The 25,470-nt window shown below is 38.3% G+C and carries 21 protein-coding genes and 2 riboswitches; of the genes, 18 read left to right on the top strand and 3 right to left on the bottom strand.

Translation table 11 applies throughout. The annotated features are described in order from the left end of the window. Positions 1-103 precede the first annotated feature (103 nt). The 7 genes from ACKVEV_RS14485 to ACKVEV_RS14455 all read left to right on the top strand — a co-directional run bounded on the left by ACKVEV_RS14485 (position 104) and on the right by ACKVEV_RS14455 (position 6,002). Positions 104-574, top strand: a complete 471-nt coding sequence (locus ACKVEV_RS14485; protein ID WP_409367068.1) for a YusW family protein — start codon at positions 104-106, stop codon at positions 572-574. Positions 575-729: 155 nt separating this feature from the next. Continuing rightward, entirely contained in the window at positions 730-1,164 is a 435-nt protein-coding gene (locus ACKVEV_RS14480) for a MarR family winged helix-turn-helix transcriptional regulator (RefSeq protein WP_409367067.1), read from the top strand. Positions 1,165-1,218: 54 nt separating this feature from the next. Continuing rightward, positions 1,219-2,202: a ring-cleaving dioxygenase gene (locus ACKVEV_RS14475; RefSeq protein ID WP_409367066.1), complete on the top strand. Its 984-nt coding sequence runs from the start codon at positions 1,219-1,221 to the stop codon at positions 2,200-2,202. Between the two features lie 61 nt (positions 2,203-2,263). Next, the gene (locus ACKVEV_RS14470) at positions 2,264-2,881 is read left to right on the top strand and encodes a nitroreductase family protein (protein WP_409367065.1); all 618 of its coding nucleotides are present in this window, start codon (positions 2,264-2,266) and stop codon (positions 2,879-2,881) included. A gap of 62 nt (positions 2,882-2,943) precedes the next feature. Then, on the top strand, positions 2,944-3,486 hold the full coding sequence (locus tag ACKVEV_RS14465; protein WP_409367064.1) for an NADPH-dependent FMN reductase: 543 nt from the start codon (positions 2,944-2,946) through the stop codon (positions 3,484-3,486). A 464-nt stretch (positions 3,487-3,950) separates the two neighbouring features. Then, complete coding sequence (locus tag ACKVEV_RS14460; protein ID WP_409367063.1) at positions 3,951-5,315, top strand: ATP-binding protein; 1,365 nt, start codon at positions 3,951-3,953, stop codon at positions 5,313-5,315. A gap of 6 nt (positions 5,316-5,321) precedes the next feature. Further along, positions 5,322-6,002 carry a response regulator transcription factor gene (locus tag ACKVEV_RS14455; protein WP_409367062.1) on the top strand — a complete coding sequence of 227 codons (681 nt, stop codon included), beginning with the start codon at positions 5,322-5,324 and terminating at the stop codon, positions 6,000-6,002. Positions 6,003-6,058: 56 nt separating this feature from the next. On the opposite strand, the gene ACKVEV_RS14450 is transcribed toward ACKVEV_RS14455, so the two are convergent. Further along, the gene (locus tag ACKVEV_RS14450; RefSeq protein ID WP_409367061.1) at positions 6,059-6,655 is read right to left on the bottom strand and encodes a YdhK family protein; all 597 of its coding nucleotides are present in this window, start codon (positions 6,653-6,655) and stop codon (positions 6,059-6,061) included. A gap of 172 nt (positions 6,656-6,827) precedes the next feature. After that, positions 6,828-7,020, top strand: a riboswitch (cobalamin riboswitch). A 151-nt stretch (positions 7,021-7,171) separates the two neighbouring features. On the opposite strand from ACKVEV_RS14450, the gene ACKVEV_RS14445 reads away from it, so the two are divergent. From ACKVEV_RS14445 to ACKVEV_RS14425, 5 genes are all read left to right on the top strand, one after another. Next, a complete protein-coding gene (locus ACKVEV_RS14445) occupies positions 7,172-8,218 on the top strand; it encodes a FecCD family ABC transporter permease (RefSeq protein ID WP_409367060.1) in 1,047 nt (348 codons plus the stop codon). Positions 8,219-8,223: 5 nt separating this feature from the next. Then, a complete protein-coding gene (locus ACKVEV_RS14440) occupies positions 8,224-9,015 on the top strand; it encodes an ABC transporter ATP-binding protein (protein ID WP_409367059.1) in 792 nt (263 codons plus the stop codon). Between the two features lie 132 nt (positions 9,016-9,147). Beyond that, positions 9,148-9,315: a hypothetical protein gene (locus ACKVEV_RS14435; RefSeq protein WP_409367058.1), complete on the top strand. Its 168-nt coding sequence runs from the start codon at positions 9,148-9,150 to the stop codon at positions 9,313-9,315. A gap of 117 nt (positions 9,316-9,432) precedes the next feature. Further along, positions 9,433-10,554 (top strand): endonuclease Q family protein, encoded by a 1,122-nt coding sequence (locus ACKVEV_RS14430; RefSeq protein ID WP_409370562.1) that lies wholly within the window; start codon positions 9,433-9,435, stop codon positions 10,552-10,554. Positions 10,555-10,648: 94 nt separating this feature from the next. Then, on the top strand, positions 10,649-12,268 hold the full coding sequence (locus ACKVEV_RS14425) for an S-layer homology domain-containing protein (RefSeq protein WP_409367057.1): 1,620 nt from the start codon (positions 10,649-10,651) through the stop codon (positions 12,266-12,268). Between the two features lie 105 nt (positions 12,269-12,373). Here ACKVEV_RS14425 and ACKVEV_RS14420 read toward each other — a convergent pair whose 3' ends face one another. Together ACKVEV_RS14420 and ACKVEV_RS14415 are read right to left on the bottom strand one after the other, a co-directional pair. Continuing rightward, a complete protein-coding gene (locus ACKVEV_RS14420) occupies positions 12,374-12,661 on the bottom strand; it encodes a DUF2653 family protein (protein ID WP_409367056.1) in 288 nt (95 codons plus the stop codon). Further along, positions 12,649-13,125 carry a hypothetical protein gene (locus ACKVEV_RS14415; protein WP_409367055.1) on the bottom strand — a complete coding sequence of 159 codons (477 nt, stop codon included), beginning with the start codon at positions 13,123-13,125 and terminating at the stop codon, positions 12,649-12,651. The genes ACKVEV_RS14420 and ACKVEV_RS14415 overlap by 13 nt, the downstream gene beginning before the upstream one ends. Before the next feature lie 186 nt (positions 13,126-13,311). Here ACKVEV_RS14415 and ACKVEV_RS14410 point away from each other — a divergent pair, with 186 nt between their 5' ends. From ACKVEV_RS14410 to metH, 6 genes are all read left to right on the top strand, one after another. After that, positions 13,312-14,325: a YdcF family protein gene (locus tag ACKVEV_RS14410; RefSeq protein ID WP_409367054.1), complete on the top strand. Its 1,014-nt coding sequence runs from the start codon at positions 13,312-13,314 to the stop codon at positions 14,323-14,325. A 71-nt stretch (positions 14,326-14,396) separates the two neighbouring features. Next, positions 14,397-15,683, top strand: a complete 1,287-nt coding sequence (locus ACKVEV_RS14405) for an SEL1-like repeat protein (RefSeq protein WP_409367053.1) — start codon at positions 14,397-14,399, stop codon at positions 15,681-15,683. A 649-nt stretch (positions 15,684-16,332) separates the two neighbouring features. Beyond that, positions 16,333-17,622 carry a methyl-accepting chemotaxis protein gene (locus tag ACKVEV_RS14400; protein ID WP_409367052.1) on the top strand — a complete coding sequence of 430 codons (1,290 nt, stop codon included), beginning with the start codon at positions 16,333-16,335 and terminating at the stop codon, positions 17,620-17,622. A gap of 283 nt (positions 17,623-17,905) precedes the next feature. Continuing rightward, positions 17,906-19,294 (top strand): protoporphyrinogen oxidase, encoded by a 1,389-nt coding sequence (gene hemG, locus ACKVEV_RS14395; RefSeq protein WP_409367051.1) that lies wholly within the window; start codon positions 17,906-17,908, stop codon positions 19,292-19,294. Positions 19,295-19,838: 544 nt separating this feature from the next. Then, positions 19,839-19,938: riboswitch (SAM riboswitch) on the top strand. A 90-nt stretch (positions 19,939-20,028) separates the two neighbouring features. Further along, positions 20,029-21,876: a bifunctional homocysteine S-methyltransferase/methylenetetrahydrofolate reductase gene (locus ACKVEV_RS14390; RefSeq protein ID WP_409367050.1), complete on the top strand. Its 1,848-nt coding sequence runs from the start codon at positions 20,029-20,031 to the stop codon at positions 21,874-21,876. Continuing rightward, positions 21,869-25,300, top strand: coding sequence for a methionine synthase (gene metH / locus ACKVEV_RS14385; protein WP_409367049.1), 3,432 nt, complete (start codon positions 21,869-21,871; stop codon positions 25,298-25,300). Before ACKVEV_RS14390 ends, metH begins: the two co-directional genes overlap by 8 nt. Positions 25,301-25,470: the final 170 nt, after the last annotated feature.

Raw genomic sequence — 25,470 nt, 5'->3', positions numbered from 1 at the left:
AATGAAGTAGAGAAAAAGGTATCTCCTGTATTTGGGAGATATCTTTTTTCGTTTAATTAGAGTATTTAATGGGAACAATAATGACAGAAAAGGAGTGAAATAAATGAGAATTTTTAAAGGTTTATTAGTATTCACATTGGTAGCTGGTTTACTTTATGGCTGTAATAAGAATGAAGAAAAGGACGTAGCGACAAATGCTCCAACAAATCAAAACACTACCAATCAACAGGCCGGTGACAATGTAACCGATCAAGTGCCATTTAATTTTCTAGAATTTTCGTTAGATGTTGATTATACAGCAACAGAATCTTACGAGGTTGAATATGAAAATAAGAAAAATGGTATTGAAGCAAAAATCAAAGATGAGCGTACCAATGAAAAAATTCAAGGTGACGAAGCTTATACAAAGATAGAACCGTTATTAAAGCAGCTTACGTTCGATTCCACAACATCGAATGATGAAGTCATTGACCAAGTCATTAAAGTATTTAATATTACGGATGACTACCAATCGATTGAGGTAGAAGTGGAATTTGCAGATGGTACAGAAAAAGAATTTAAACGCTTGAAGTAATAAAAGGAAAGCCCCTTGTACGAAGATGTAGAGGGGCTTTTTCATGTTATTAAAAATAATTTTAGACAAAACGATTGCTGTTAGGGAATATTTGTGATATCATTATCTCGAATTAAAGATATTTGATTTCGAGGTAATTGGAAAGAAGGCATCTTATGAAGGAAGAAAATCGGTATTTAAAAGCTTTTACAATTATGTGCCGTGCTTATCAATCGATACAGGATGCGACGAAAAAAGATTTGCTTCAATATGATGTAAACCAAACTGAATTTGGTGTATTAGATTTTTTGTATCACCATGGCGAGCAGCCTATTCAAGTAATTGGTAAAAAAATTTTAATTGCAAGTAGTAGTATTACGTATGTTATTGATAAGCTGGAACAAAAAGATTTCGTTTGTCGCCGTGCTTGCCCGAATGATCGACGTGTTACGTATGCGTTGTTAACCGATGAGGGACAGCGTTTAATGGATAGAATTTTTCCGCTCCATGAACAAAAGATCAATGAAATTTTTCAAGTATTAGACCAACAGGAGTTGGAAACAATGAATGTAGCTTTAAAAAAGGTCGGTCTTAATGCCATTCACAAATAAAAAATTTTTTAAACATATATCTCGAATTCGAGATAATTAGGAGGAACTTTAATAATGAATCATTTAAAAGGAATTCACCACGTAACAGCTATTACAAGTAGCGCAGAAGAGAACTATAAATTTTTCACGTATGTACTAGGAATGCGTTTAGTGAAAAAAACAGTCAATCAGGACGATATACAAACATATCACCTATTCTTTGCAGATGACAAAGGCAGTGCTGGTACAGATATGACATTCTTTGACTTCCCAAACATACCAAAAGGTGTACATGGCACTAACGAAATTTCTAAAACATCATTCCGAGTACCAACAAATGCAGCATTAGCTTACTGGGTAAAACGATTTGATCGTTTAAATATCAAGCATACAGGCATAAAAGAACAGTTTGGTAAGCAAACTTTATCATTTGTTGATTTTGACGATCAGCAATATCAACTAATTTCAGATGAAAACAATCAAGGTGTTGCGTCAGGTACACCGTGGCAAAATGGTCCTATCCCACTTGAATATGCGATTACAGGATTAGGTCCAATATTTGTACGTGTTGCGAATTTCGATTATTTTAAAGAAATGCTAGAAAAAGTAATGCTGTTCACAGAAATTGCAGCTGAAGGAGACTTCCACTTATTTGAGGTTGGTGAGGGAGGCAACGGTGCACAAATTATTGTGGAATATAACACCATCTTGCCAGCAGCTCGTCAAGGTTTTGGTACTGTGCATCACGCTGCATTTCGTGTAGCAGATCGTGACGTTTTAAATGAATGGACAGAACGTTTAGAAGGCTTCGGTTTCAATACATCTGGCTACGTTAACCGTCACTTCTTTGAATCGCTATATGCGCGTGTAGCACCACAAATTTTATTTGAATGGGCGACAGATGGACCTGGATTTATGGGGGATGAGCCGTATGAAACATTAGGTGAAAAACTATCATTACCTCCTTTCCTAGAGCCTAAACGTGCACAAATTGAAGGGCTCGTTCGTCCGATTGATACAATTAGAAGTACAATTGCATTTGACAAAGAATATGAGTAAGGTGTGTGTATATTAAACGACAGTATTAGTAAAGCCTATTGGTTAATTGGAGGACGTCGAAATGGAATTTTCAAAGTTAATTGATAAACGTCGATCAGCAAATAATTTTATAGATGGTGTTGTCATGACGGAGGATGATATCCGCCCGATTTTAGAGGATGTCAAGTTTGCTCCTTCTGCTTTCAACTTGCAACACACAGAATACATTGTTGTGTTAGATCAAGAACTGAAAGAGAAAGTTCGCGAGGCTGCCTATGGGCAATATAAAGTGCATGCAGCTTCGGGTGTTATTTTAGTACTTGGCGATAAAGAGGCTTATAAGCAAACAGCTCATATTAGTCAAGGTATGGTCGACTTAGGTATTATAACAAACTGTGAGCTTGAAAATTTAATTGATGATAATGCGAAGTTTTACGAAGAGCGTGGTGAGGCGTTTATGAAGGAAGATGCGATTCGTAATGCATCACTTTCAGCAATGCTCTTTATGTTAGCTGCCAAAAATCGCGGCTGGGATACGTGTCCAATGATTGGCTTTGATCAACAACAAATGCGGGCATTATTTAATGTGCCAGCAACCCATGAGATTGTGTTGATGATGACCATAGGCAAGGAAAAAGAAAGTAGCCAGCGCTTACGTGGGTATCGAAAACCAGTTGAGGAATTTGCAACCTATTATTAGGGCAGTATAAAATAAAAAGGCTTAACAAATATTAATGGAAGAACCATTTAGGAGGAAACAACATGAAAGTAGTAGCAATTGTAGGTAGTATCCGTAAAGAATCTTATAATATGGCATTAGCGAAATTTATCCAAAAACGTTATGCTGAAAAATTTGAACTAGAAGTAATAAGCTTACGTGATTTACCAATGTACGATCAAGATATCGAAAATGAAGCACCACAAACGGTATTAGATTTTAAAGCAAAAGTAAAAGCAGCTGATGCGGTACTTTGGTTAACACCAGAATATAACGGAACGGTGCCTGGCGTTATGGTAAACGCTATTGACTGGCTATCTCGTGTAGACAAAGTTATGATTGGCAAACCATCGTTTATGATGGGTGCATCAATGGGGAACTTAGGTACTGTAAAAGCACAATTACACTTACGTGATATTTTATTCTCACCAGGGATTAATTCACCGTTACTTCACGGTAATGATGTATATATCGGTGCTGTCCACACTAAATTCGATGCTGAAGGTAATTTAACAGATGAAGGTACTGTGAAATTCCTTGATACAGTAGTTGAAAACTTCTTAGACTGGGTTAAAAAATATCTTTAATAGTAAAAGCCAATAAGTATGCGCGACATACTTATTGGCTTTTTTTTGAAATGGGGGTTGATTTCCATTGCGGAGGGATGCTTTCCAAGGATCAATTGTTTGAGTGCCAATTGTTTGAGTGCCTGACACCCCGGACAACTCATTTAGTTTTATAATATAATAACGGATTCTTATGCACGGTGTTGTTGTAGGCATAACATAAACTAGAAAAGTTGATTTTGTTGCATCTTGTACTTTTACATTCCGTACTTTCTAACCGGGAGTTTATTTAGATTTATTATTTCTATACATGTATGAATATTCAGAATTGTTTCGGTGCCAGGCACTCATATTTAGATGCAACATGTTGACGGAAAATCTATGAGCGTGATGTATTTATTTTATAATATTTATAGGAGTGTCTATCTTCTGCATAATTTCTTCACACTTACACGGTATCATTTTGACATATAGGTGGTTAAGGAATGAAAAAACTTTCATTAAAGCTTGGCATAATATTTTTTATTACATTGTTTTGCATAGAAACATTTATGATGTTTTTTTTACATGTTTCGTTAACGAACTCGCGAGTTGAAGAAGAATTAACAAACTTGCAGACAACTGGTAATTCGCATCGAACGATATTAGAGCAAAATTTCGATGAAGAGACGTTATCACATATATTATTAATGGAATCCCGAGAAAATACAGATGTTGTCATAACAGATACAGTGGGAACAGTTTTAGCCGCTTCTTCTTCACACCCTGAAATAAACGTGTATTTAAAGAAGCTTGAGGGTAGTGTGCCTTATGGTGGCGAGGTATTAGAGAAAAATTGGCAAGATGAAAAATATATTGCAACAATTAGTCCTATTGTAAAACAGCAAAAGACCATGGGCTATGTGTTTATGTTTCAAAATACAGACTCCATTCATGCATTAATGGAGCGCTTAAACAAACATTTTCTCATTGTCGGCATCGTTTCTGGTTTGGTGACGATTGCTGTCATTATTGTGTTATCTCGCAAACTCGCCCAACCATTAATGGCTATGAAAGAAGCGACGATGAAAATGAATAAAGGAGATTTCACTGTTGCGCTTTCGACTAATGGCAAAGATGAACTGAGTGATCTTGCACATGCCATTCAACAGTTATCGGATGATTTAAATCATTTAAGAGAGGAAAGGAAGGAATTTTTATCAAGTATTGCCCATGAGCTAAGAACACCCATAACCTTTATAAAAGGTTATACAGATATACTTTATAAGCGAGATTTAACGGAGCAGGATCGCCAAAAATATTTAGCTATCATTATTGAAGAAACAAATCGGCTTTCAAACTTAATTAAAGATTTATTTGATTTAGCAAAAATGGATGAAAACGCATTTGTTATTAACAAAGAATGTCTTTTGTTAGATGAATTAGTGGCAAGTATCGAGGCGAAGTTATGTCCTGCTTTTCAGGAAAAAGACATTCACTTTTTTGTTCAATGTGAAGAGGGCTTAACATTAATGGCCGATTCTGTAAGGCTCGAACAAATTATTTTGAATCTGCTAAATAACGCTTTAACGTATTGTTCCTCTGGACATTCAACTTACTTAATAGTAAAAAGACAACATAACTTAATAAACATCATTATTAAAGATACTGGCAAAGGGATACCGAAAAAGGATTTACCTTATATTTTTGACCGCTTTTATCGGGTTGAAAAATCTCGTGCCCGTGCACATGGTGGTTCAGGACTAGGGCTAGCCATTGTGAGGGAGCTTGTCCATGCCCATGGAGGAGAAGTAACCGTTAGTAGTGAGGAAAACAAAGGGACTACTTTTGAATTATTGTTTAAGGGGTAGGAACGAATGAAAACATTATTATTAATTGACGATGAACCAAGAATGTTAGAGTTGCTCTCTCTTTATTTAGAGCCTTCTTATCATTGCATTGCGATAGCTTCAGCTAAAGTGGCATTAGACTATTTGGAAGAAAATCAGGTTGATTTAGTGCTGTTAGATATTATGATGCCTGATATGGATGGCTGGCAAGCTTGTCAGGAAATAAGAAAGTTTTGGGATGTACCAGTGATTATGTTAACAGCGAAAGGCGAACAAGCTGATATTATAAAAGGGTTAAATATCGGAGCAGACGATTATATTTTAAAGCCTTTTGATGAAGAAGAGTTGTTAGCACGTATACACGCTGTTTTAAGAAGAACAAAAACTGAAGAAACAATCATTTTTTTTGAAGGGCTACGATTAAATAAAGATTCCATTGAAGTGACTTTTGAACAACAGACGATTGCTTTAACACCGAAAGAATTTGCGATGCTAGCACTATTGCTTGATTATCAAAATAAAGTTTTCTCAAGAGAACATTTAATGAATACGGTTTGGGGATATAACGTAACAATTGATGATCGAACGATTGATTCCCATGTACGCAATTTAAGGGAAAAACTGCGAAAAAGTGGCTTTCCGGTAGATGATTACTTACAGACAGTGTGGGGAATCGGTTATAAATGGCATAAAGCTGCTTGCAATTAATAATAGACAAATAAAAAGAACAACCTCTGATGGAATAATCTCAGAGGTTGTTCTTTTTATTTTGAAGCTAGTTCGTCTTCGGTAACCCATTTATGATTTTTCATTTCTTCACCAGTCGTTGTTAATGGAAAATCAATCATATAAACGGTTGTCTGTACTGCTTCGTCAATACGAACAGTAGCATTTTCCATGCCTTCCATATGAGCAGCCTCTGTTTTGACTTCTGTGCCCGGTGCTAAAGGTGCCTCACCTGGATTAACTAATTCCTCATGTATTACCCATTTGTGATTTTCTACTTTCTTTCCACCAGTCGTCGGTTCATAGGAAATGATATAGGCAGTTGTATCATATGCCCCAACAATCGTTGCCTCTGCGCCTGCCATCCCTGCCATATGTCCTTCCGTAATAATAGCCGTACTGCCCACTGGAAATTTAGGGTTTTCTGCAGTTTTTAATGTGGATGGCACTTCACCTGAGCTTGAATGCTTCATCGTGGAGTGATCCATTTCTTCTCCTTTGTCTGTTTCTGCTTGAGAATTTGTTGTGTCACTATTTGTAGATTCCGACTTGGATGCATCCTCAGAGCATGCGGATAATAGTAGTAAAGCGAATGCAGCAACTAAACCTAGCAACCAATTTCTTTTTAATACCATGTGAATTTCCTCCTTACTAGTTCATTGTCTTTAATGTAACAAGGAAATGTGCAGAAATTATGGACTAAGATTTTTAGGTATTCTACAAAAACTATTGGCGCGAAGTTGAAAGGAGGAAAGATTAGAAGCTATGGACTACAATAATGATGTATGATAGAATCGTCATAATTTTAAAATTTCAGATACTAATGGTGTGACGCTTATTTCACGAGCGCCACTTAAAAGGGAAGTCGGTGGAAGTCCGACGCTGTCCCGCAACTGTAACGAGGAGTTCTATAATGATGAGCCACTGTTTTCGAATGGGAAGGTAATTATAGATACGTTGAATCGAAGCCAGGAGACCTGCCAATTAGTTCATACCTGTAATGCCCACGAGGATGCAAGCAATTACGGACAATTGATGGATTTTTTCTGCCTTTGTTTAGCCTAGGGTATTTCTATGCATTCGTGCGTAGAATATCCTTTTTTTATTGCTTGCTTCGTCATTATTTTAATTGATTAGGAGTTAGTAAACAGATGAATAAAAAGTTTATGGTATTTGCTATAACCCTTGTTCTACTATTAATTGTTTCAATGACGCTGGCTGTTATGATTGGATCGGTATCGATTACTCCGCTACACGTATGGAAGGTTATTTTCTCCAAAATTTCGATTTTCTCAAATTCGATAGAGGGAGATTGGAGTCGGTCGCAGGAAATTATTATCTGGCAAATTCGTGTTCCACGCGTACTGCTTGCCGCTATTGTAGGAGCAGGTTTGGCTATTGCTGGTGCAGCAGTGCAAGCACTTGTCCGTAATTCAATTGCGGACCCGTATATTTTAGGGATTTCTTCCGGTGCGACAGTTGGTGCAACAGCGGTTATTATTTTAGGGGCGTTTTCCTTTTTAGGTATTTATGCACTTTCGGTAGCTGCCTTTTTCGGGTCATTTATGGCAATGGTGTTGGTGTTTCTCTTGTCGCGGGTCGGAGGACGTATTTCTATCTTCCGTTTGTTGTTAGCAGGAATGGCTGTATCGTTTATATTATCTGCAACTTCTAATTTTATGTTAATGATGTCAAAAGAAGAGGGCGGTATAAAAGCTGTTATGTATTGGATGCTCGGCAGTCTTGCAGGGGCAAAATGGAGTAATTTATTGATTCCCGCCATTATTTTTGTCATCGTATTTGTGTTGCTGTGGCTGCATTATCGCCAATTAAATTTATTGTTACTTGGGGAAGAGGCGGCGGTGACGTTAGGTGTTAATTTACAACAGTTTCGAGTGCAGCTAATAGTGCTTGTATCACTATTAACAGGTGTGCTTGTTGCAGTAAGTGGTTCAATTGGTTTCGTCGGTTTAATTATTCCACATATCGTGCGTTTATTCGTGGGGTCTAATTATAAATATGTTATTCCGATAAGTGCATTGTTGGGTGCGGTTTTCTTAGTTTGGGCGGATGCGATTGCACGCGTGTTAATTGCTCCTGAAGAAATGCCAATCGGAATTATTACTGCTTTTTGTGGCGGGCCGTTTTTTATTTGGCTCTTACGCCGTAACAATTATTCATTTGGTGAAGGGGATTAAAAGCGATGACATTAGAAGCGAAGCATGTATCATTCTCCATTCAAGACCAACGCATATTAGAAGATGTAAGTGTTCAAATAAAAGCTAAGCAATTGGTCGGTTTAATTGGTCCTAATGGTAGTGGGAAGTCGACACTATTAAAAAATATGTATCGTTTATTAAAGCCTGAAAGTGGAACAGTGCTCTTAAATGAGCAAGATATTTTAAAACAATCGTCTAAGGTCATTGCCAAAAAGTTAGCTGCTGTTAGTCAGGAAACACCTGTATTATTTGATTTTAACGTGCGAGATTTGGTGAGTATGGGGAGAACACCACATAAAAAACTTTTTGAGATGGATAATAAAGAAGACCTTACTATTGTAAATGAGGCATTAGCGCAAACGGGCATTGCCCATTTAGAAACACGGAGCTTTAGTTCTCTTTCAGGAGGAGAAAAAAAACGAGTGATGGTAGCGCGTGCATTAGCACAACAGGCGCAAGTGCTTATTTTAGATGAGCCTACGAATCATTTAGACATTCAGCATCAATTACAACTAATGGACTTAATACAAACATTGCATTTAACGGTTGTGGCAGCTTTACATGATTTGAATATGGCAGCGATGTATTGTGATTACATTTACGTTTTACAGCAAGGTCGTATTGTACATTATGGGACACCAGAAGAAGTGCTAACACCTAAGCTACTGCGAGATGTTTTTGGCGTTTATGCCGATATTCAAACACATCCACTAACAGGCAAACCGTATTTAATATATTTAAGTGCCAGTCACTCACACAATTCTGAAACAATTTGAGTAGTAGTACGGCCATTAGGGTACATAAATAACGAAGTAAAATCAGAGTGCCAGGCACACAAACAATTCAGACTTTTTGTATAGTTGTGAGATGTTCGGGGAACGTTATTTTTGAAAGGATGCGTGATGAACATGGAAGAGAGTAAATTTGCACAATTAGATCACACACAACTTGAAAAAATTAATGAGCTCGAAAAACAAATCGGTGTTACTTTAGTTGCTTATGATGCATCGACAATGCCTAACCAAGGTTCAGGTTCATTGGAGACTGATAGCAACCAGCAAAACCACCCATCCTAATGACGGAAAATGCCTTGCAGCAATGTAAGGTTTTTTCGTTTTGAAATCGAACGTAAGGAGATGTAGACATTGCTTCATAACTATTATGCGGATTTACATATTCATATTGGTCGAACAATGAATGGACGTGCAGTAAAAATTACAGGGAGCAAAACTTTAACATTAGCACGAATTTTAGAGATGGCGAGTGCCAAAAAGGGGCTTGATATAATCGGCATTATTGATTGTCATTCACCCGAAGTCATAGCTGAAGTGAAGATGATGATAGCGCAAGGAGAGCTAACGGAGTTAGAAGAAGGAGGACTTCGCTTCCAAGAAACAACGCTCATTCCGGGCTCGGAAATCGAAATTTATGATAGCTACTGTCAAGGACCAATCCATGTACTAGCTTACTTTCCTACGATTGCCGTAATGGAACACTTTTCAAATTGGATGAGCGGCTTTATGAAAAACATTCATTTGAGTTCACAACGTATTTATTGTGATGGCCGAACGCTCCAACAAAAAGTTCGTGAAATGGGAGGGCTTTTTATCCCAGCCCATGTTTTTACACCATTTAAAAGCTTATTTGGCAAAGGTGTTCACCATAGCTTAACAGAAGTATTTGATCCTCATCTGATTGATGCCATTGAACTTGGTTTAAGCTCCGATACGCATATGGTAAAAAATATACGAGAACTTCAAGCCTATACATTTGTGACGAATTCAGATGCTCATTCACTAGGGAAAATTGCTCGCGAATATCAAAAGCTCCGATTAAAGGCAGCTAATTTTAACGAGCTAAAAATGGCGCTCCATGAACAAGAAGGACGAGCGGTGTTAGCGAACTATGGCTTAAATCCATTGCTCGGCAAATATTATCAAACGGTATGCGCGAAATGTGGTGTGCAGGTAAATGATGAAGAAACACTTTGTAAATCATGTGGAAGTTCGCAAATTATTAAAGGTGTGGCAACACGTATTATGGAACTATCTGAAGCGGATAGTGCTGAACGGGAAAGACCGCCCTATATACATCAAGTACCACTAGATTTCATACCTGGTTTAGGACCAAAAATGATGGAAAAATTAATCCATGCATTTGGAACGGAAATGACTATTTTACATTGTATAACGACCGAGCAGCTTGCGGAAATTGTGCCGCTTAAAATCGCACAGATGATTGATTTAGCTAGCACGGGGCAATTAAATATTGCTGTTGGTGGTGGCGGGGTCTACGGAAAAGTGCAGCTTGAGTAAAGTGAAAATTGAATGAATAAATAACAATATTTACCCATTTTTATCCTTAATCTAGTAAACTAGTAATAACTAGATGAGCAAAAGGAGTGGGTATATGCAATTTTCCAAGAAATTTCGTTTTTTAGCTGCAAGTGTACTAGCTTTACAATTAACAGTACCTGTAGGGGCAAGTGCGGAGAAGACGACAGATCATATAGCGCCAAGCTGGGTAGTACAAGCCGATTACGTAGCGCTAGGTGATTCATTGGCACATGGCATGAATGAAATGGGCCTAATTGGTCTTGGCTATACGGATTTTGTTGCACAGGCATTGCAACAAGATGGTTTATTAACTTCTTACAATAAAGGCTTTGCTTATTCTGGCTATACAACGAAAAATATTTTGGCAGATTTACAAGCAGATGTAGAGAAACCGGTGACAGGCTTTGGTTACACAAATGATAGCACAAAACTTAGAGCGTCAATTAAGGAAGCGGAGCTAATTACGTTAACGGCTGGTGCGAATGACTTATTGCCAATTTTAAAAGAGACAGCAACAACGGGCATAAATACTGCGGCTATTTTAAAGGCGTCGCAAGAAGCGATAAAAAATATTGCAACTATATTAGCGGAAATTAAAAAGTTGAATCCGCAAGTGCAAATTTACGTGATGGGATACTATAATTCTTTCCCTTATTATAATGAAGAATTACAGACGCAATTTAAAATGCTATTAGGTATTATGAATGCGTCCATAAAAACAACAGCAGAAAAAGCGGGAGCAATATTTGTGCCAACTCTAGATGTCGTGGCTAAAGATGTGGCAAGCTATTTACCAAATCCGGAAAATATTCATTTAAGTGAAGCAGGTTATTTCGCTGTAGCAAATGAAGCATTTTTACCGATTATAAAAGCAAGTTCATTGTGGGATGCTTCCTCTGCTATCCGAGTTAGTGTGGAAAGTAGCTCCACAGCAAAGGTAAATTGGCTGGCAGCGACAGATAATGAAGAGGTTACGAAGTATAATGTCTATGTAAATAATAAGCTTTACACTACAGTAAACGCTGACCAAATGGCTATAACACTAGATAATTTAACGGAAAATACTGCCTATACAGTTGCCATTAAAGCGCTAGATGCGGCTGGTAATGAAAGTGTCCAAAGTCCAACAGCAACGTTTACAACAGGTAGTACAGTACAGTTTACAGATATTCAAAATCATTGGGCAACAGCGTACATTCACAAAGCGGCTGCGCAAGGCATTATGAAAGGTTATGCTGATGGTACATTTAGGCCGGAACAAACTATTACACGCGCTCAGGCTGCATCAATGCTTGTTCGAAGCTTAGGATTAACAACAACTGACAATGCACCCTTTACTGATATTGCAAGCTACGATGCCAATACAAGGGCAGAAATTGCGGCAGCTTATGCGCATGGACTTGTAAAAGGAAAGGAAGGCAAGTTTAATCCGAGCCAACCTATTACACGTGCGCAATTAGCACTGATGATTAAACGCGCATATGAAAAACAGCACAATCAAGCTTATGTGGTGAAAAATAAAACGCCGTTCACAGATATAGCTAGTTATAATGCTGAAACGCAAGATGCCATTACAATGCTATATGAGCTTGACATTGTGACAGGGAGTGAAGGGAAGTTTTCTCCTGAAGCTTCAACCAAGCGTAGCCATGCAGCTAAAATCTTTGTAAGCTTCAGTGAACGATTGAAATAACCTTCATATTGCAGAGGGGGACGTTCAAAAAAAGCCGTTCAATAAATCGACTGTAAGATTTATTGAACGGCTATTCGTTTTATTTTGCTTCAGCAGAAGCCTTAGCTATGATAGTTTGGCAATAATGCCTTCTTCATCATCTAATACTAGCTCGATGCCTGTTGAAAAAGGATCTCCATGAAGGACGTCTTTTATCCACACACGTAATGCACCAATCATAGCAGCAGTGTTGAAAACTTCGATTTGACCATTTGTTTCAACTTCTGCACCGAAGCCTGTCTCATCGTCGTACGTTAGCTCAACAAGGACGTCTTCGGGGCGAATATTTTTATGGTAGGCCTGTGATAGGCAAATAGCGTTGATAATATCTTGCTCGCTAATTATTTGTGCCATTGTGTCGCTTCCTGTTCTTTGCGTTTTTTATCTTTAAACATGTTGATAATTTTAACGACAAGCATGACGATCACGGCAATGGCAGCAACGTTGATTAATAAGCCTAAAATATTACCAAGCATACCTAGACCACTAAATAGACTACCGAATAGTAGACCTGCTAAACCACCTAGCATTAAGCCTTTCATAAGACCACCTGAGAAAAAGCCACCTTTTTTCGCAGTTGTTGTATCTGTTTTGTTTGTAGATGTCGAATTATTTTTATTTGTTGTGGCATTGTTTTGGTCTTTAGAATTATCCTGAGATTTTTGAATATTTGAACTGTTGTTGTTGTTTGAGAAGCCTTTTTTACCTGACTTATATGATTTTGCTTCAGCAGTCGGTGTGTCCGTTATGAATAGTGTTGCACCAACTGAAGCAAACATAAGTGTCGCTGCAAAAAGAGCTGCAAGAATTTTTTTCATTGCTTACATTCCTCCAAAATAATTTTATTTTTTGTCATAAACTAGTTCTTAATAGTAATTTTACATGAAATATAGTGAAAAATAAAATATTCACTATCTTTAATTTAGGAAATTTGCAATATATGAACAAGTGGTGTCAGCATCTTGCTGAATGGGGAATAGAAAGGGAGGAAAGGAGTAAATGCAATGCTTCCAGCAGTGACATTATTAATTTCAGTATTTTTAATGCTATATATTACAGAAAAAAGACGATTCATTAACGCAGTCGTTCTAGGATTAATCGGTTTAACTGTCTTTATAGCGATAGCTACACACTATGATTTATTTATTAACGAACAGGGTATTGTGTCTAAGATGGGCATTATGACGTTGTTCGGTATTATCCCAGGTATAATGTTGATATTATCCATAGCAATGTTTTTCAATAGTAAAATTTTGCTTGAAAAAGAAGGACGCAGCATTCGGAATTTAGTATTAGCTGTTTTTGGATTAGTTTTCTTGCTCATGATCATTGGCTATGTCTTCGTATTCTTTATGAATATTGAAAATAGATTTTGGCATATTCTTTTCTTTTATGCGTTTTTGATCTTTGCCTATACAGTCTTTTTATATACAAGTGTAATGCTGTATGCTGTTATTTATCATTTCACACCGATTACCTATGAACCTCATTATATACTTGTTCTTGGTTCAGGCTTAATCGGCGACAAAGTTCCCCCTCTTTTGGCTAGCCGTTTAGATGAGGCGGTAAAGCAATATCGGAAATATGGGGAACGTCCTTTCATTATCGTGTCAGGCGGGCAAGGGCAAGATGAACAAGTGTCAGAAGCAATTGCGATGGAAACATATCTGATTGAAAGACACCAAATACCGAATCGGAAAATAGTAATAGAAGATCGGTCGACCAATACAGAACAGAATATGATGTTTTCAAAGGCAATTATGGATGCGCATGCGCAAGGAAGGGAATACCGATCGCTTTTTGTGACGAATAACTTCCATGTATTTCGTGCAAGTATTTACGCTAGAAAGGCAAAACTAGATGCGCAAGGCATCGGCTCCAAAACGGCGTACTATTATATCCCTAACGCTTTTACCCGTGAATTTATCGGTTTATTAGAAATGTCTAAGTGGTTACATGTCACGTTCTTTTTCGTTATCACATTATTTATTGGACTTATGTTAAGAGCATATGTGTAACCATTCATCAACTGCCTTCCATATAATAATAGCGAGGCAGTTTTTTTACATAGTGCAAGGGGGGAAAACAAATGTATGGGCCATTTTTAGCAAAGCGAAATAAGGAGCGCACTGAGTCTTTACAACAGCTACCACAAATAGAGAATACATGGTTTGCACAAAATGTAACATTACTTATATTGGAAGAAGTACAACTGACGACCTTGCAAAAAATGTTATATCAAGTTATTCAAGGCTTGTTAAGAAAAAAGAAGCAACGACATTTACAAGTTGTACATCCAGAACAAACACAAACGGTGCAAGAAAATGTCTTAACGCTGTTAGCGGAGTATGATGATTTATTGCGTGAGGCGATCCCACAACCAATTTATATTTTAATTTGGCAAATTACTTCATTGGAAAAGTTAGCTTATACAACTGAGGTTGTTGATGATGTTCTCGATATACTGGAATGGTATTTGGTCAATCAGGACGAAGCAGTAGATGCTTTTGAAGAGGAAGATTTAGATCATGAGGAAATTATTGATTTGTACAAAGCTGCCATTGAAGAACAAGATGCAGATGCTCAATTTGAGCTGGGGGAATATTATAGTACAAACGATGGTGCAGATTTCCAACCCGAAAAAACGGTGAAGTGGTTTGAAGTCGCAGTAAAACAAGGTAATGCCAATGCGCAATACGCCCTTGCGAACTATTATTTTGAGGGGATTGCTGTAGAAGAAAATTATGATCGAGCTTTTATGTTGTATGAAGCTGCCGCAAAACAGGGGCATGCAGATGCAGCCAATAACTTAGCCGATATGTATTTTAATGGGGAAAGTGTAGCAGAAAACATGCAGCTTGCAAAACAGTGGTTCGAGGTTGCTGAAAAGCACGGCGTGGCCGAGGCAATGTTTACATTGGGCATTATGTATGAGCAAGGATTAGGCGTTGCAGTCGATGAGGAGCAAGCCTTTAACTATTATAAAAAAGCTGCTGAGGCTGGCTATGTTGAAGCGGAATACAGACTAGGTGGAATTTATTTAGAAGGTCATTTAGGGCAAACGCGTGACGTAAATCGGGGATTGTATTGGTTTGAACGAGCTGCTGAACAATACCATGTTGATGCATTTTATGATTTGGGCTTTATATGGAGCAAGGGTTTAACAGGTATACGTAATATTGAAAAAGGTATACACTGGTTCAAGCAAGCGGCGCTTCAGGGTGATCCGGAAGCAAAGTTACAGCTCGGTCATATTTATAATAAAGGCGAAGGGCTAGCACGAAATATAAAAGAGGCTAAAAAATGGTACGGACTCGCTGTGGAAGCTGGTATAGAAGAAGCGACGCTTTTACTTGAGGAATTAGATAAACAATAAAAACGCGTAACGGTTCATTAACGAACCGTTGCCGTTTTTTTATTGTTAAATGTATGGCTGAAAGAAAAATTGTGTGTGCCTATCATAACATAATAAAATAATCGGGGAGAGACGCAAACTAGATAAAAAAGTATTAGGTGTTTATTACTATTTATTGGCGAATGTGATAATAGTATTTTAGTAGTGTTTTCGGGGGTTTTGTTAGGTTTATGGACCCTTATGAAATTAATTGTTGAATAATGCTGAAATGGATGCTACTTAATTATGCATGGACTACTAATAATAGAACTTGTAAAAGATAAAAAAGAGCGTAGATATGGCTAAAGAAAAATGTTGATACATACTTTTTATGACATTTTGATGCTGAATTCCTGTTTTGTTTAATATTAAATATTATAGTGCTAAATGGTAAAAAATAGGTTAATATAAATTGACAATTAATATTAAAATGTATAATGTAAATGAGTAATTTCAAATTGAAAAAATAATGCATTATTGATTATTATAATGTTATTTTGTTATATTATTTTATTGTTAAATTATTAACGGTCGTGGTATTTTTTTATATTTTTATCAGTATATTTGGGTAAACGGAAATGGCATGTTGCTCAGCTTTTCAAAAGAACTTGTACATGAAAGAGGGAAAAGTGTGATTTTTCAAAAACAGAAAAAGACAATGGCGTTAGATTTACAACAATACTCGGTGACAATGGATGTGCCCAATTCCCGAACATTGGTGAAGCAGATTGAAATGCTAAATTTGACAAAACAAGATTTACAATATTTAAAAGCTTTTAAACCATTTGTTGAGGACAACATTAATCACATCGTTGACCGATTTTATGCCATGGTAGGAACTGAGCAAAGTTTAGTTGATATTATTAATAAACATAGTTCCGTAGATAAATTGAAGATTACATTGCGCCGGCATATTATTGAAATGTTTAACGGCACAATAGATGAGGAATTTTATAAAAGACGAGTAAGTATTGCAAAAGTACATGTACATATTGGACTAAGAACACAATGGTATATTTGTGCTTTCCAAGATTTAGCTTTGTCATTTATTGATTTAGTCGAAAACCATATAGCGAATCCAGTAGACCAATTCAATACAATACGAGCTATTTCTAAAATTTCAAATTTCGAGCAGCAACTTGTATTAGAAGCTTTTGAGAGTACAGTTGAGCAGCTGAAGGAAAACGTTGAACGTGAAAAAGAAGCGGTGGAAAAAACCATTGTGGAATCTTCAGAGGGGCTTGCGACAATTTCTCAAGAAACGAATGCTTCATTCCATCTATTAAGCAATCAATCAAATGAAATTAAGCAATTGGCCAAAAAATCGTTACAGGTTAGTGCGTTAGCTGAAAGTCAGGCCGTAGAAGGTCGTGACCGTTTACAGCATCAATCTAAAAATATGTGTAACATTATACAATCAGTCGATGAAATTTCTTACAATATTAAACAATTAACAGATATGTCTAAGGAAATGGAATCGATTATGAATGTTGTCACGAACATAGCCAATCAAACGAATTTACTTGCTTTAAATGCGGCTATTGAAGCAGCGCGTGCTGGAGAAGCAGGGAAAGGTTTTAGTGTTGTTGCAGATGAAGTGCGTAAATTATCTAGTCAAACGAAAGAATCAGTTACATCTGTGGCAAAACTATTAGAAAAAACAACAGAGCGCACAGATAAGCTAGCTCACTCGCTTCACCATATTCAGGCAGAGGTTGCTTCTGGTGAGGAAAACATGGCCCAAACGGAAGGGCAGTTTAACAAAATACTCGATGCTATGACAGAAGCTAAGAGTCAAAATGATCGTATGGAAAAAGAAATTCAAGCAATTTCTCATGTTCTTCATGAGCTTGGGCTAGCATTTAATGAAGTAACCAATTCTGCAGATAAATTAGCTAACGTAGCGCAAAACTTAAACTAATTGATGTTTATGTGTTGAAATGGCAACACTTCGTTAAAATTCAAGGACCAATAAATAATAGTATCCGCTGTGCCTTCCTCAGGCAGGATAAGAGCCATAAGCTGTATGCTCTTGCCCTGTTGACAGAAAGCACAGCGGATTTTTTTAGGTGCCAGGCACTCAAACAATTCTCAAACAATTTGCCGGCAAATATTTGCGAAATTTGTAATGGATTGAAGATAAATGTTTGTCAAAACAGTTTATACTAAAAGGAGATAAATAAAGAAATTAGGGGCGATTCTTCATGGAAACTATCGTTGTATTAGGTGGCGGCATTACTGGATTATGTACGATGCATTATTTACAGCGTCAAGTATTGGAAAGAAACATAGACGTGAAACTAGTGCTTGTTGAGAAAAATACTTACTTAGGTGGTAAGTTGCACTCTATATATGATCAAGGTTTTATTATGGAAGCGGGTGCTGATTCTATTGTTGCCCGTCATAAGGGCGTTATGGAATTAGTGCAAGAGCTTCATTTTGAACAGGAGCTTGTGTACAACGAAACAGGGATATCTTATATCTATACAAATGACGAGCTACATGCAATACCTGCTGATTCTACGTTCGGTATTCCAATGAGTTTAGCTTCACTCGAAGCAAGTACACTTGTATCAGAAGCGGGTAAAAAAATCGCATTGCAAGATTTAACGATGCCGAATAAAGGCTTTACGAAAGAAAGCTCGATAGGCGAGTTTTTGACATATTACTTAGGGGAAGAGCTAGTGCAAAATCAAATTGCACCAGTACTAGCGGGGGTATATTCTGGTGATTTACATCAACTATCCATTGCATCTACTTTGCCTTACTTAATCGATTATAAAAATGAATACGGAAGTATTATTAAGGGCTTTGATGCCAATCGCGAACAATTTATGAAAGCTTCCAATAAAAAATTTATTTCGTTTAAAAAAGGTTTATCCTCACTAATCGAGCGTCTTGAAGCTACCTTAACAGAAGTAGAAATTTTGAAAGGCGTAGCAACAACAAGTGTCAAGAAACAGGAAGGGCAATATGCCATTTCATTAGCAAATGGTAGGAAGCTGGTGGCAGAGCATGTTGTATTAGCATTGCCGAATGAAGCGGTACAAAGCTTATTGCAGGACCCATCATTGGATCATTATTTCAATGAATTTACTACAGCTTCTGCCATCACAATTTATCTCGGGTTTGATGTGCCAGATGCAGTATTGCCAGCAGATGGTACTGGCTTTATTGTGTCACATAATTCCAATGTCCAGTGCAATGCAGCAACGTGGACAAGTCGAAAATGGAAGCATACATCTGCTAATAATAAGTTGCTTGTACGACTCTTTTATAAGAGCATCAATCCAGCGTACGAAAAATTACGGAAGATGACCGATGAAGAGTTAGCAGCTGTCGCTTTAGAAGATGTGAAGAAAAGTTTAGGCATTGATGATAAACCAACTGTTGTCCATGTAGCTAAATGGATTGATCAAATGCCAAAATATGATTTAGCACATCATGAAGCGTTGAAAGGTTTAACAGCCGAACTTGCAGAAAAGTATCCAAATTTATCGATAGCTGGTTGTTCTTATTTCGGTGTAGGTATTGGTGCATGCATACAAAATGGTAAGCAAATAGGCGAAGAGCTTGCTAAAAAACTACGATAATTAAATTATCCCGAATCAATCCTCTAATGGAGCGAAAGGTTGCAACCCCCGCGGGAACAGCAAGCAAACCGAGACCCTGGACTGAGCTTAGCGAAGGAAGCGGCTCGGCGCTTGCCCGCGGAAAACGCAACCTGTAGCGAAATGTTGCTCGTATATATGCTATAAAACTTTACGAGGCTAGAAATAGTGACTGACTCTTACGGGGGAAAGCGGAAACCAGAATGCATATTTCTTAATGATATACCGACTATACTAATGGAGCGAAATGTTGCGACTCCAGCGGGAACAGCAAGCAAACCGAGACCCTGGACTGAGCCTAGCGAAGGAAGCGGCTCGGTGCTTGCCCGCGGAAAGCGCAACCTGTAGCGTAATGTTGCTCGTACCCCTACTTAAAAAGTGTCACCTCTAGCATTGGTAGTCAGGTGAAATAAAGCTGAAATAAGATAATTTTCTGAAGAAATCTCCTTTGTTAAGTGAAATAGTCTTGACTCTATCGCCTGTAAACGATATGATTCTTTTAATTATTTGAAAAATTCATACTAAATTCTTATCAAGAGAAGCTGAGGGACTGGCCCGATGACGCTTCAGCAACCAACGTATGTCAGGTGCTAAATCCAGAAGACCACGCTGGTCGAAGATGAGAAGGAAAAACAATTACGATTCGTTAAAGCCTTCTTTATGTAAAAAGAAGGCTTTTTATATTTTGCGTATAACGAAAGAGAGGGCTACGTTTTATGGGATTGCTAGAAAAATTAAAAACGCATGTGTTAACAGCTGACGGTGCCATTGGTACTGTATTATATGGCTACGGCTTGGAGTATTGCCATGAAGAAATGAATGTACAGAGACCCGAATTAATAGAAAAAATTCATAGAGAATACATTGCTGCTGGTGCAGATGTGATTCAAACGAATACATATGGTGCCAATGCGATTAAATTAGCGCGCTACGGTTTAGAATCAAGAGTTCAGCAATTTAATGAAGCAGCAATTACAATTGCAAAACGAGCAGCAGCGGATGGCGGGCAATTTGTGTTAGGCACAATTGGTGGCATCCGTGGTATTCGTAAAAGCGATGCAACATTAGAGGAAATTTTAACGACTGTTGAACAGCAAGCGACTGTGTTACTTGCAGGAAATCCGGATGGTCTTTTACTTGAAACATATTATGATTTCGAAGAATTAAGTGCAACGTTAAAAATGTTACGTGCCAAAACAGCGCTACCTATTATTGCGCAAGTATCGATGCATGAACCAGGTGTGTTGCAAAATGGCATGGCGTTAAATCAAGCATTACATGAACTTGAGGCGCTTGGTGCAGATGTAGTCGGCGTCAATTGTCGTTTAGGCCCACATCATACTATTCAAGCATTCGAAGGTGTTGAGCTTCCTGAAAGAGCGTTTATGTCTGCTTATCCAAATGCTTCATTACTAGATTTAGAGGATGGGCGTGTCGTTTATGAGTCAGAAGCGGATTATTTTGGTCGAGCAGCGGTTGCATTACGTGACCAAGGTGTGCGATTAATCGGTGGATGCTGTGGCACGACACCGAAGCACATAGCAGCGGCGAAAAAATATTTAGAAGAGTTAACACCTGTTGAAGAGAAATTTACAAAGCCTGAAAAGGTAGAAGTTGTACGCGAAGCAGAACCTGCAACGTATGAGCCTTTGCATGAAAAGGTAAAGCGTGAGCGCTCGGTTATCGTGGAGTTAGACACACCTAGACATTTAGAAATTGACGGCTTTATAGAAGGTGCGAAAAAATTATATGAAGCTGGCGCAGATGTCGTGATGATGGCAGATAATTCTCTTGCATCTCCCCGCATTAGTAATGTGGCGATGGGTGCGCTATTAAAGGAAACACATGGTGTAAGACCGTTGACGCATATTACGTGTCGTGATCGTAATTTAATTGGATTACAATCACATTTAATGGGCTTAAATGCGCTTGGTATTCATGATATTTTAGCGGTTACAGGAGATCCAACAAAGGTTGGTGACTTCCCAGGTGCGACAAGTGTTTATGATGTATCGTCAATGGAGCTAATTCAACTCATTAAGCAGTTAAATGAAGGGATATCGTTTTCCGGGAAGCCGTTGCGGAAAAAGGCGAACTTCTCTGTTGCGGCAGCCTTTAACCCGAATGTGCGTGTATTAGATCGTGCGGTAGCTCGACTTGAGAAAAAAATCGAACATGGTGCAGATTACTTTATTTCTCAACCTGTTTATACGAAAGAAAAAATTATCGAAATTTATGAGGCGACAAAGCATTTAGAGACACCGATTTATATTGGCATAATGCCAGTAACGAGCTATAAGAGCGCTGAATTTTTACACCATGAAGTACCAGGTATTAAATTATCGGACGATGCCCTGTCACGTATGAAGGCATGTGGTGAAGATAAAGAACGTTCAACATTAGAAGGGATTGCAATTGCCAAAGAATTAGTAGAAGTAGCTGCAGAATATTTTAATGGTATTTATTTAATAACACCGTTTTTACGCTATGATATGACGCTGGAGTTAATGAAATATATTGAGCAATTGGATGAACAGAAAAAAGGGGTAAGTATAGATGGCTAAGCACTTGATTGAAGAGCAACTGGAGAAACGAATTTTAATTCTAGATGGCGCTATGGGTACAATGCTTCAAAATGAAAACTTATCAGCAGAAGATTTTGGGGGCGAGGAGCTCGATGGTTGTAACGAAAATCTTGTGCTCACTAGACCTGATGTGCTTGAAAAGATTCACCGAAAATATTTAGAGGCTGGTGCAGATATTATTTGTACAAATACGTTTGGTGGTACGCCACTCGTATTAAATGAATATAATCTTGGAGCGAAGGCGGAAGAAATAAATAAACGTGCAGTAGAAATTGCGCGCAAAGTAGTCGATGAGGTTTCTACGCCAGAATGGCCTCGCTTTGTAGCGGGGGCTATGGGGCCGACAACAAAAACATTATCGGTCACTGGCGGTATTACATTTGATGAGCTTGAAGAGAATTTTTATGTGCAGGCAAAGGCACTCATTGAAGCGGGTTCAGATGTGCTACTTCTTGAAACGAGTCAGGATATGCTCAATGTCAAAGCGGGAACGCTTGGGGTTTCACGTGCATTTGAGGAGACAGGCAAAGAGCTACCTGTGATGATTTCGGGTACGATAGAGCCAATGGGTACGACGCTAGCAGGGCAAACAATTGATGCTTTTTACATATCAATCGAGCATATTAAGCCATTATCAGTCGGCTTAAACTGTGCAACTGGTCCAGAATTTATGACAGATCATATTCGTTCGTTAGCGGAGCTTTCTACAGGTTATATTAGCTGTTATCCAAATGCAGGTTTGCCTGATGAAGAAGGTTGCTATCATGAATCACCAGAGTCCTTATCTCAAAAATTAAAAGGCTTTGCTGAAAAAGGCTGGCTAAATATTGTTGGCGGTTGTTGTGGTACGACACCAGCCCATATTGCAGCGATTCGAGAAGTACTAAAAGATGAAAAGCCACGACAATTGCCGGAAAGTACACATGGTCATGTTGTATCTGGTATTGAGCCTTTAGTGTACGATGATTCGATGCGTCCGCTATTTATTGGGGAACGAACAAATGTTATTGGCTCTCGTAAATTCAAAAATTTAATTATTGATGGTAAATATGAGGAAGCAGCAGAAATCGCACGTGCACAAGTGAAAAATGGGGCACATGTTATTGATATTTGTTTAGCAAACCCTGACCGTGATGAATTAGCTGATATGCGTGGCTTTATGCAAGAGGTTGTTAAAAAAGTGAAGGTGCCACTCGTTATTGACTCTACGGATGAAAAAGTAATTGAAGAAGCACTTAAATTTTCACAAGGGAAAGCCATCATTAACTCTATTAATCTAGAGGATGGGGAAGAACGTTTTGATGCGGTAATGCCACTAGTGAAAAAATATGGTGGTTCCTTAGTTGTCGGTACGATCGATGAGCAAGGGATGGCGGTCGATCGTCATCGTAAATTAGAAATTGCCGAGCGTTCTTATCAATTATTAACGGAGAAATGGGGCTTGGCGCCAGAGGATATTATTTTTGACCCGTTAATGTTCCCAGTTGGTACAGGGGATGAACAATATATTGGTTCAGCACTTGAAACGATTGAGGGTATTCGTCTTATAAAAGAAAAAATGCCGCGCACATTAACCGTGCTCGGTGTTAGTAATATTTCATTCGGCTTACCGCCAGTTGGCCGAGAAGTATTAAATGCAGTTTATTTATATCACTGTACACAGGCGGGCTTGGATTACGCAATTGTTAATACAGAGAAGCTAGAGCGTTATGCATCGATTCCTGAAGAGGAAATTAAACTAGCAAATGATCTATTATTTAATACAAATGATGAAACATTAGCAGTATTCACTGATTTTTATCGTGATAAAAAGAAAGAGAAAACAGAAGCGGATATTCCGAAAACAGTGGAAGGGCGCCTAGCTTACTATATTTTAGAAGGTACGAAAGAAGGGCTTATTGAAGACCTGGATGCTGCTCGTGAAATTTTTGAATCGCCGCTTGATATTATTAATGGACCATTGATGGAAGGGATGGCGGAGGTTGGGCGTTTATTCAATGACAATCAGCTTATTGTAGCGGAAGTATTACAATCAGCAGGCGTTATGAAGGCAGCTGTCGCACATCTTGAGCAATTTATGGAGAAAAATGAGGACAGTTCCGGTAAAGGGAAAATGGTGCTTGCTACTGTAAAAGGTGATGTACATGATATTGGTAAAAACCTTGTAGATATTATTTTAAGTAATAATGGCTACAAAGTGGTTGATTTAGGTATTAAAGTAACGCCATCTCAGTTAATCGAGGCTATACGAAAAGAAAAACCGGATTTTATCGGACTGTCAGGCTTACTTGTTAAATCTGCACAGCAGATGGTCATTACTGCGCAAGATTTTAAAGCTGCGGGTATTGATGTGCCGATTTTAGTAGGGGGAGCGGCGTTGTCTCGTCGCTTTACTGAAACGAAAATTGCCAATGAATATGAAGGTCCTGTTATTTACTCAAAAGATGCGATGCAAGGGCTAGAGCAAGTAAATCTATTAATGGGTGCTGAAACGCGAGAAAACTTTTTAGCTGAAATAGCAGAGTCACGTCAAAAACGATTAGAAGCAGATGAAAAACGTGCAGCGCGACCTGTGAAAGAAGTGACAGTGAAGCCAGTTCGTACAATAAAAGATGCGCCTGTCTTCCTACCAGCGGATGTTCGTCGTCATGTGAAAAGGGAGTATTCAGTGTCACATTTATATCCATATGTAAATATGCGCACATTAATTGGTCATCACCTAGGGTTAAAAGGACAAGTCCAGCAATTGCTTGATGCAGGGGATGCACGTGCTACAGAACTAAAAGAGTTAGTCGATGATTATTTGCAAAGTGATCTATTGAAACCTTCTGGCTTGTATCAGTTCTTCCCAGCACAAGCGGATGGTGATGATGTGGTCGTTTATGATCCGTCAGATAGTAAAACGGAAATTGAACGTTTTACTTTCCCTCGTCAACAAGTTGAACCATTTATGTGTTTAGCAGATTTCTTGAAAACTGTAGATAGTGGGGAAATGGACTATATTGCACTGATGGTGGTAACGGCTGGTCAAGGTGTAATGGCGACAGCTCGCCAGCTAAAAGAGGAAGGGAAATTCCTTGAAAGTCATGCCCTACAATCAACCGCTCTTGAGCTTGCGGAAGGCTTTGCAGAGCGTATGCACCAAGAAATTCGAGATCAATGGGGCTTCCCTGACAGCACAGATTTTACAATGCGCGACCGTTTTGCTGCAAAATACCAAGGACAACGCTTCTCCTTCGGCTATCCTGCATGCCCGAACTTGGAAGACCAAGAGAAACTATTTGGCTTATTAAAGCCTGAAGATATTGGGGTTCATTTAACAGAAGGCTTTATGATGGAGCCAGAAGCTTCTGTTTCTGCAATTGTTTTTGCACATCCAGATGCAAGATATTTTAACGTGTAATGTAGCTCTAATCTCTTTATAGAAGTGGATGAAGTTTGCGGATTTTGAGAAGGCGACGTATGCCTAATCAAAATCCGTATGTCCTTTAGAGCGAAGCGAATGGAATATTTGTGCTAAGTACACTACCCTGCCGTTAGCGGTGGGGTCTATTTCTTATATAGTGAGGACGT

This window comes from Lysinibacillus sp. 38-6 (assembly GCF_046245175.1).
Lineage (GTDB): Bacteria > Bacillota > Bacilli > Bacillales_A > Planococcaceae > Lysinibacillus.
Note: the sequence above shows the minus strand (reverse complement) of the source record. Positions and strands in the feature narration are given on the sequence as shown.

Bases quoted from the DNA above. Each gene is read 5' to 3' on its own strand.
- ACKVEV_RS14460 (WP_409367063.1), top strand. From the start codon at position 3,951: ATGAAAAAACTTTCATTAAAGCTTGGCATAATATTTTTTATTACATTG.
- metH (WP_409367049.1), top strand. From the start codon at position 21,869: ATGGCTAAGCACTTGATTGAAGAGCAACTGGAGAAACGAATTTTAATT.
- ACKVEV_RS14455 (WP_409367062.1), top strand. From the start codon at position 5,322: ATGAAAACATTATTATTAATTGACGATGAACCAAGAATGTTAGAGTTG.
- ACKVEV_RS14445 (WP_409367060.1), top strand. From the start codon at position 7,172: ATGAATAAAAAGTTTATGGTATTTGCTATAACCCTTGTTCTACTATTA.
- ACKVEV_RS14430 (WP_409370562.1), top strand. From the start codon at position 9,433: ATGAATGGACGTGCAGTAAAAATTACAGGGAGCAAAACTTTAACATTA.
- ACKVEV_RS14405 (WP_409367053.1), top strand. From the start codon at position 14,397: ATGTATGGGCCATTTTTAGCAAAGCGAAATAAGGAGCGCACTGAGTCT.
- ACKVEV_RS14435 (WP_409367058.1), top strand. From the start codon at position 9,148: ATGGAAGAGAGTAAATTTGCACAATTAGATCACACACAACTTGAAAAA.
- ACKVEV_RS14470 (WP_409367065.1), top strand. From the start codon at position 2,264: ATGGAATTTTCAAAGTTAATTGATAAACGTCGATCAGCAAATAATTTT.
- ACKVEV_RS14465 (WP_409367064.1), top strand. From the start codon at position 2,944: ATGAAAGTAGTAGCAATTGTAGGTAGTATCCGTAAAGAATCTTATAAT.
- ACKVEV_RS14410 (WP_409367054.1), top strand. From the start codon at position 13,312: ATGCTTCCAGCAGTGACATTATTAATTTCAGTATTTTTAATGCTATAT.
- ACKVEV_RS14440 (WP_409367059.1), top strand. From the start codon at position 8,224: ATGACATTAGAAGCGAAGCATGTATCATTCTCCATTCAAGACCAACGC.
- ACKVEV_RS14390 (WP_409367050.1), top strand. From the start codon at position 20,029: ATGGGATTGCTAGAAAAATTAAAAACGCATGTGTTAACAGCTGACGGT.
- ACKVEV_RS14475 (WP_409367066.1), top strand. From the start codon at position 1,219: ATGAATCATTTAAAAGGAATTCACCACGTAACAGCTATTACAAGTAGC.
- ACKVEV_RS14450 (WP_409367061.1), bottom strand. From the start codon at position 6,655: ATGGTATTAAAAAGAAATTGGTTGCTAGGTTTAGTTGCTGCATTCGCT.
- ACKVEV_RS14420 (WP_409367056.1), bottom strand. From the start codon at position 12,661: ATGGCACAAATAATTAGCGAGCAAGATATTATCAACGCTATTTGCCTA.
- ACKVEV_RS14425 (WP_409367057.1), top strand. From the start codon at position 10,649: ATGCAATTTTCCAAGAAATTTCGTTTTTTAGCTGCAAGTGTACTAGCT.
- ACKVEV_RS14485 (WP_409367068.1), top strand. From the start codon at position 104: ATGAGAATTTTTAAAGGTTTATTAGTATTCACATTGGTAGCTGGTTTA.
- ACKVEV_RS14480 (WP_409367067.1), top strand. From the start codon at position 730: ATGAAGGAAGAAAATCGGTATTTAAAAGCTTTTACAATTATGTGCCGT.
- ACKVEV_RS14415 (WP_409367055.1), bottom strand. From the start codon at position 13,125: ATGAAAAAAATTCTTGCAGCTCTTTTTGCAGCGACACTTATGTTTGCT.
- hemG (WP_409367051.1), top strand. From the start codon at position 17,906: ATGGAAACTATCGTTGTATTAGGTGGCGGCATTACTGGATTATGTACG.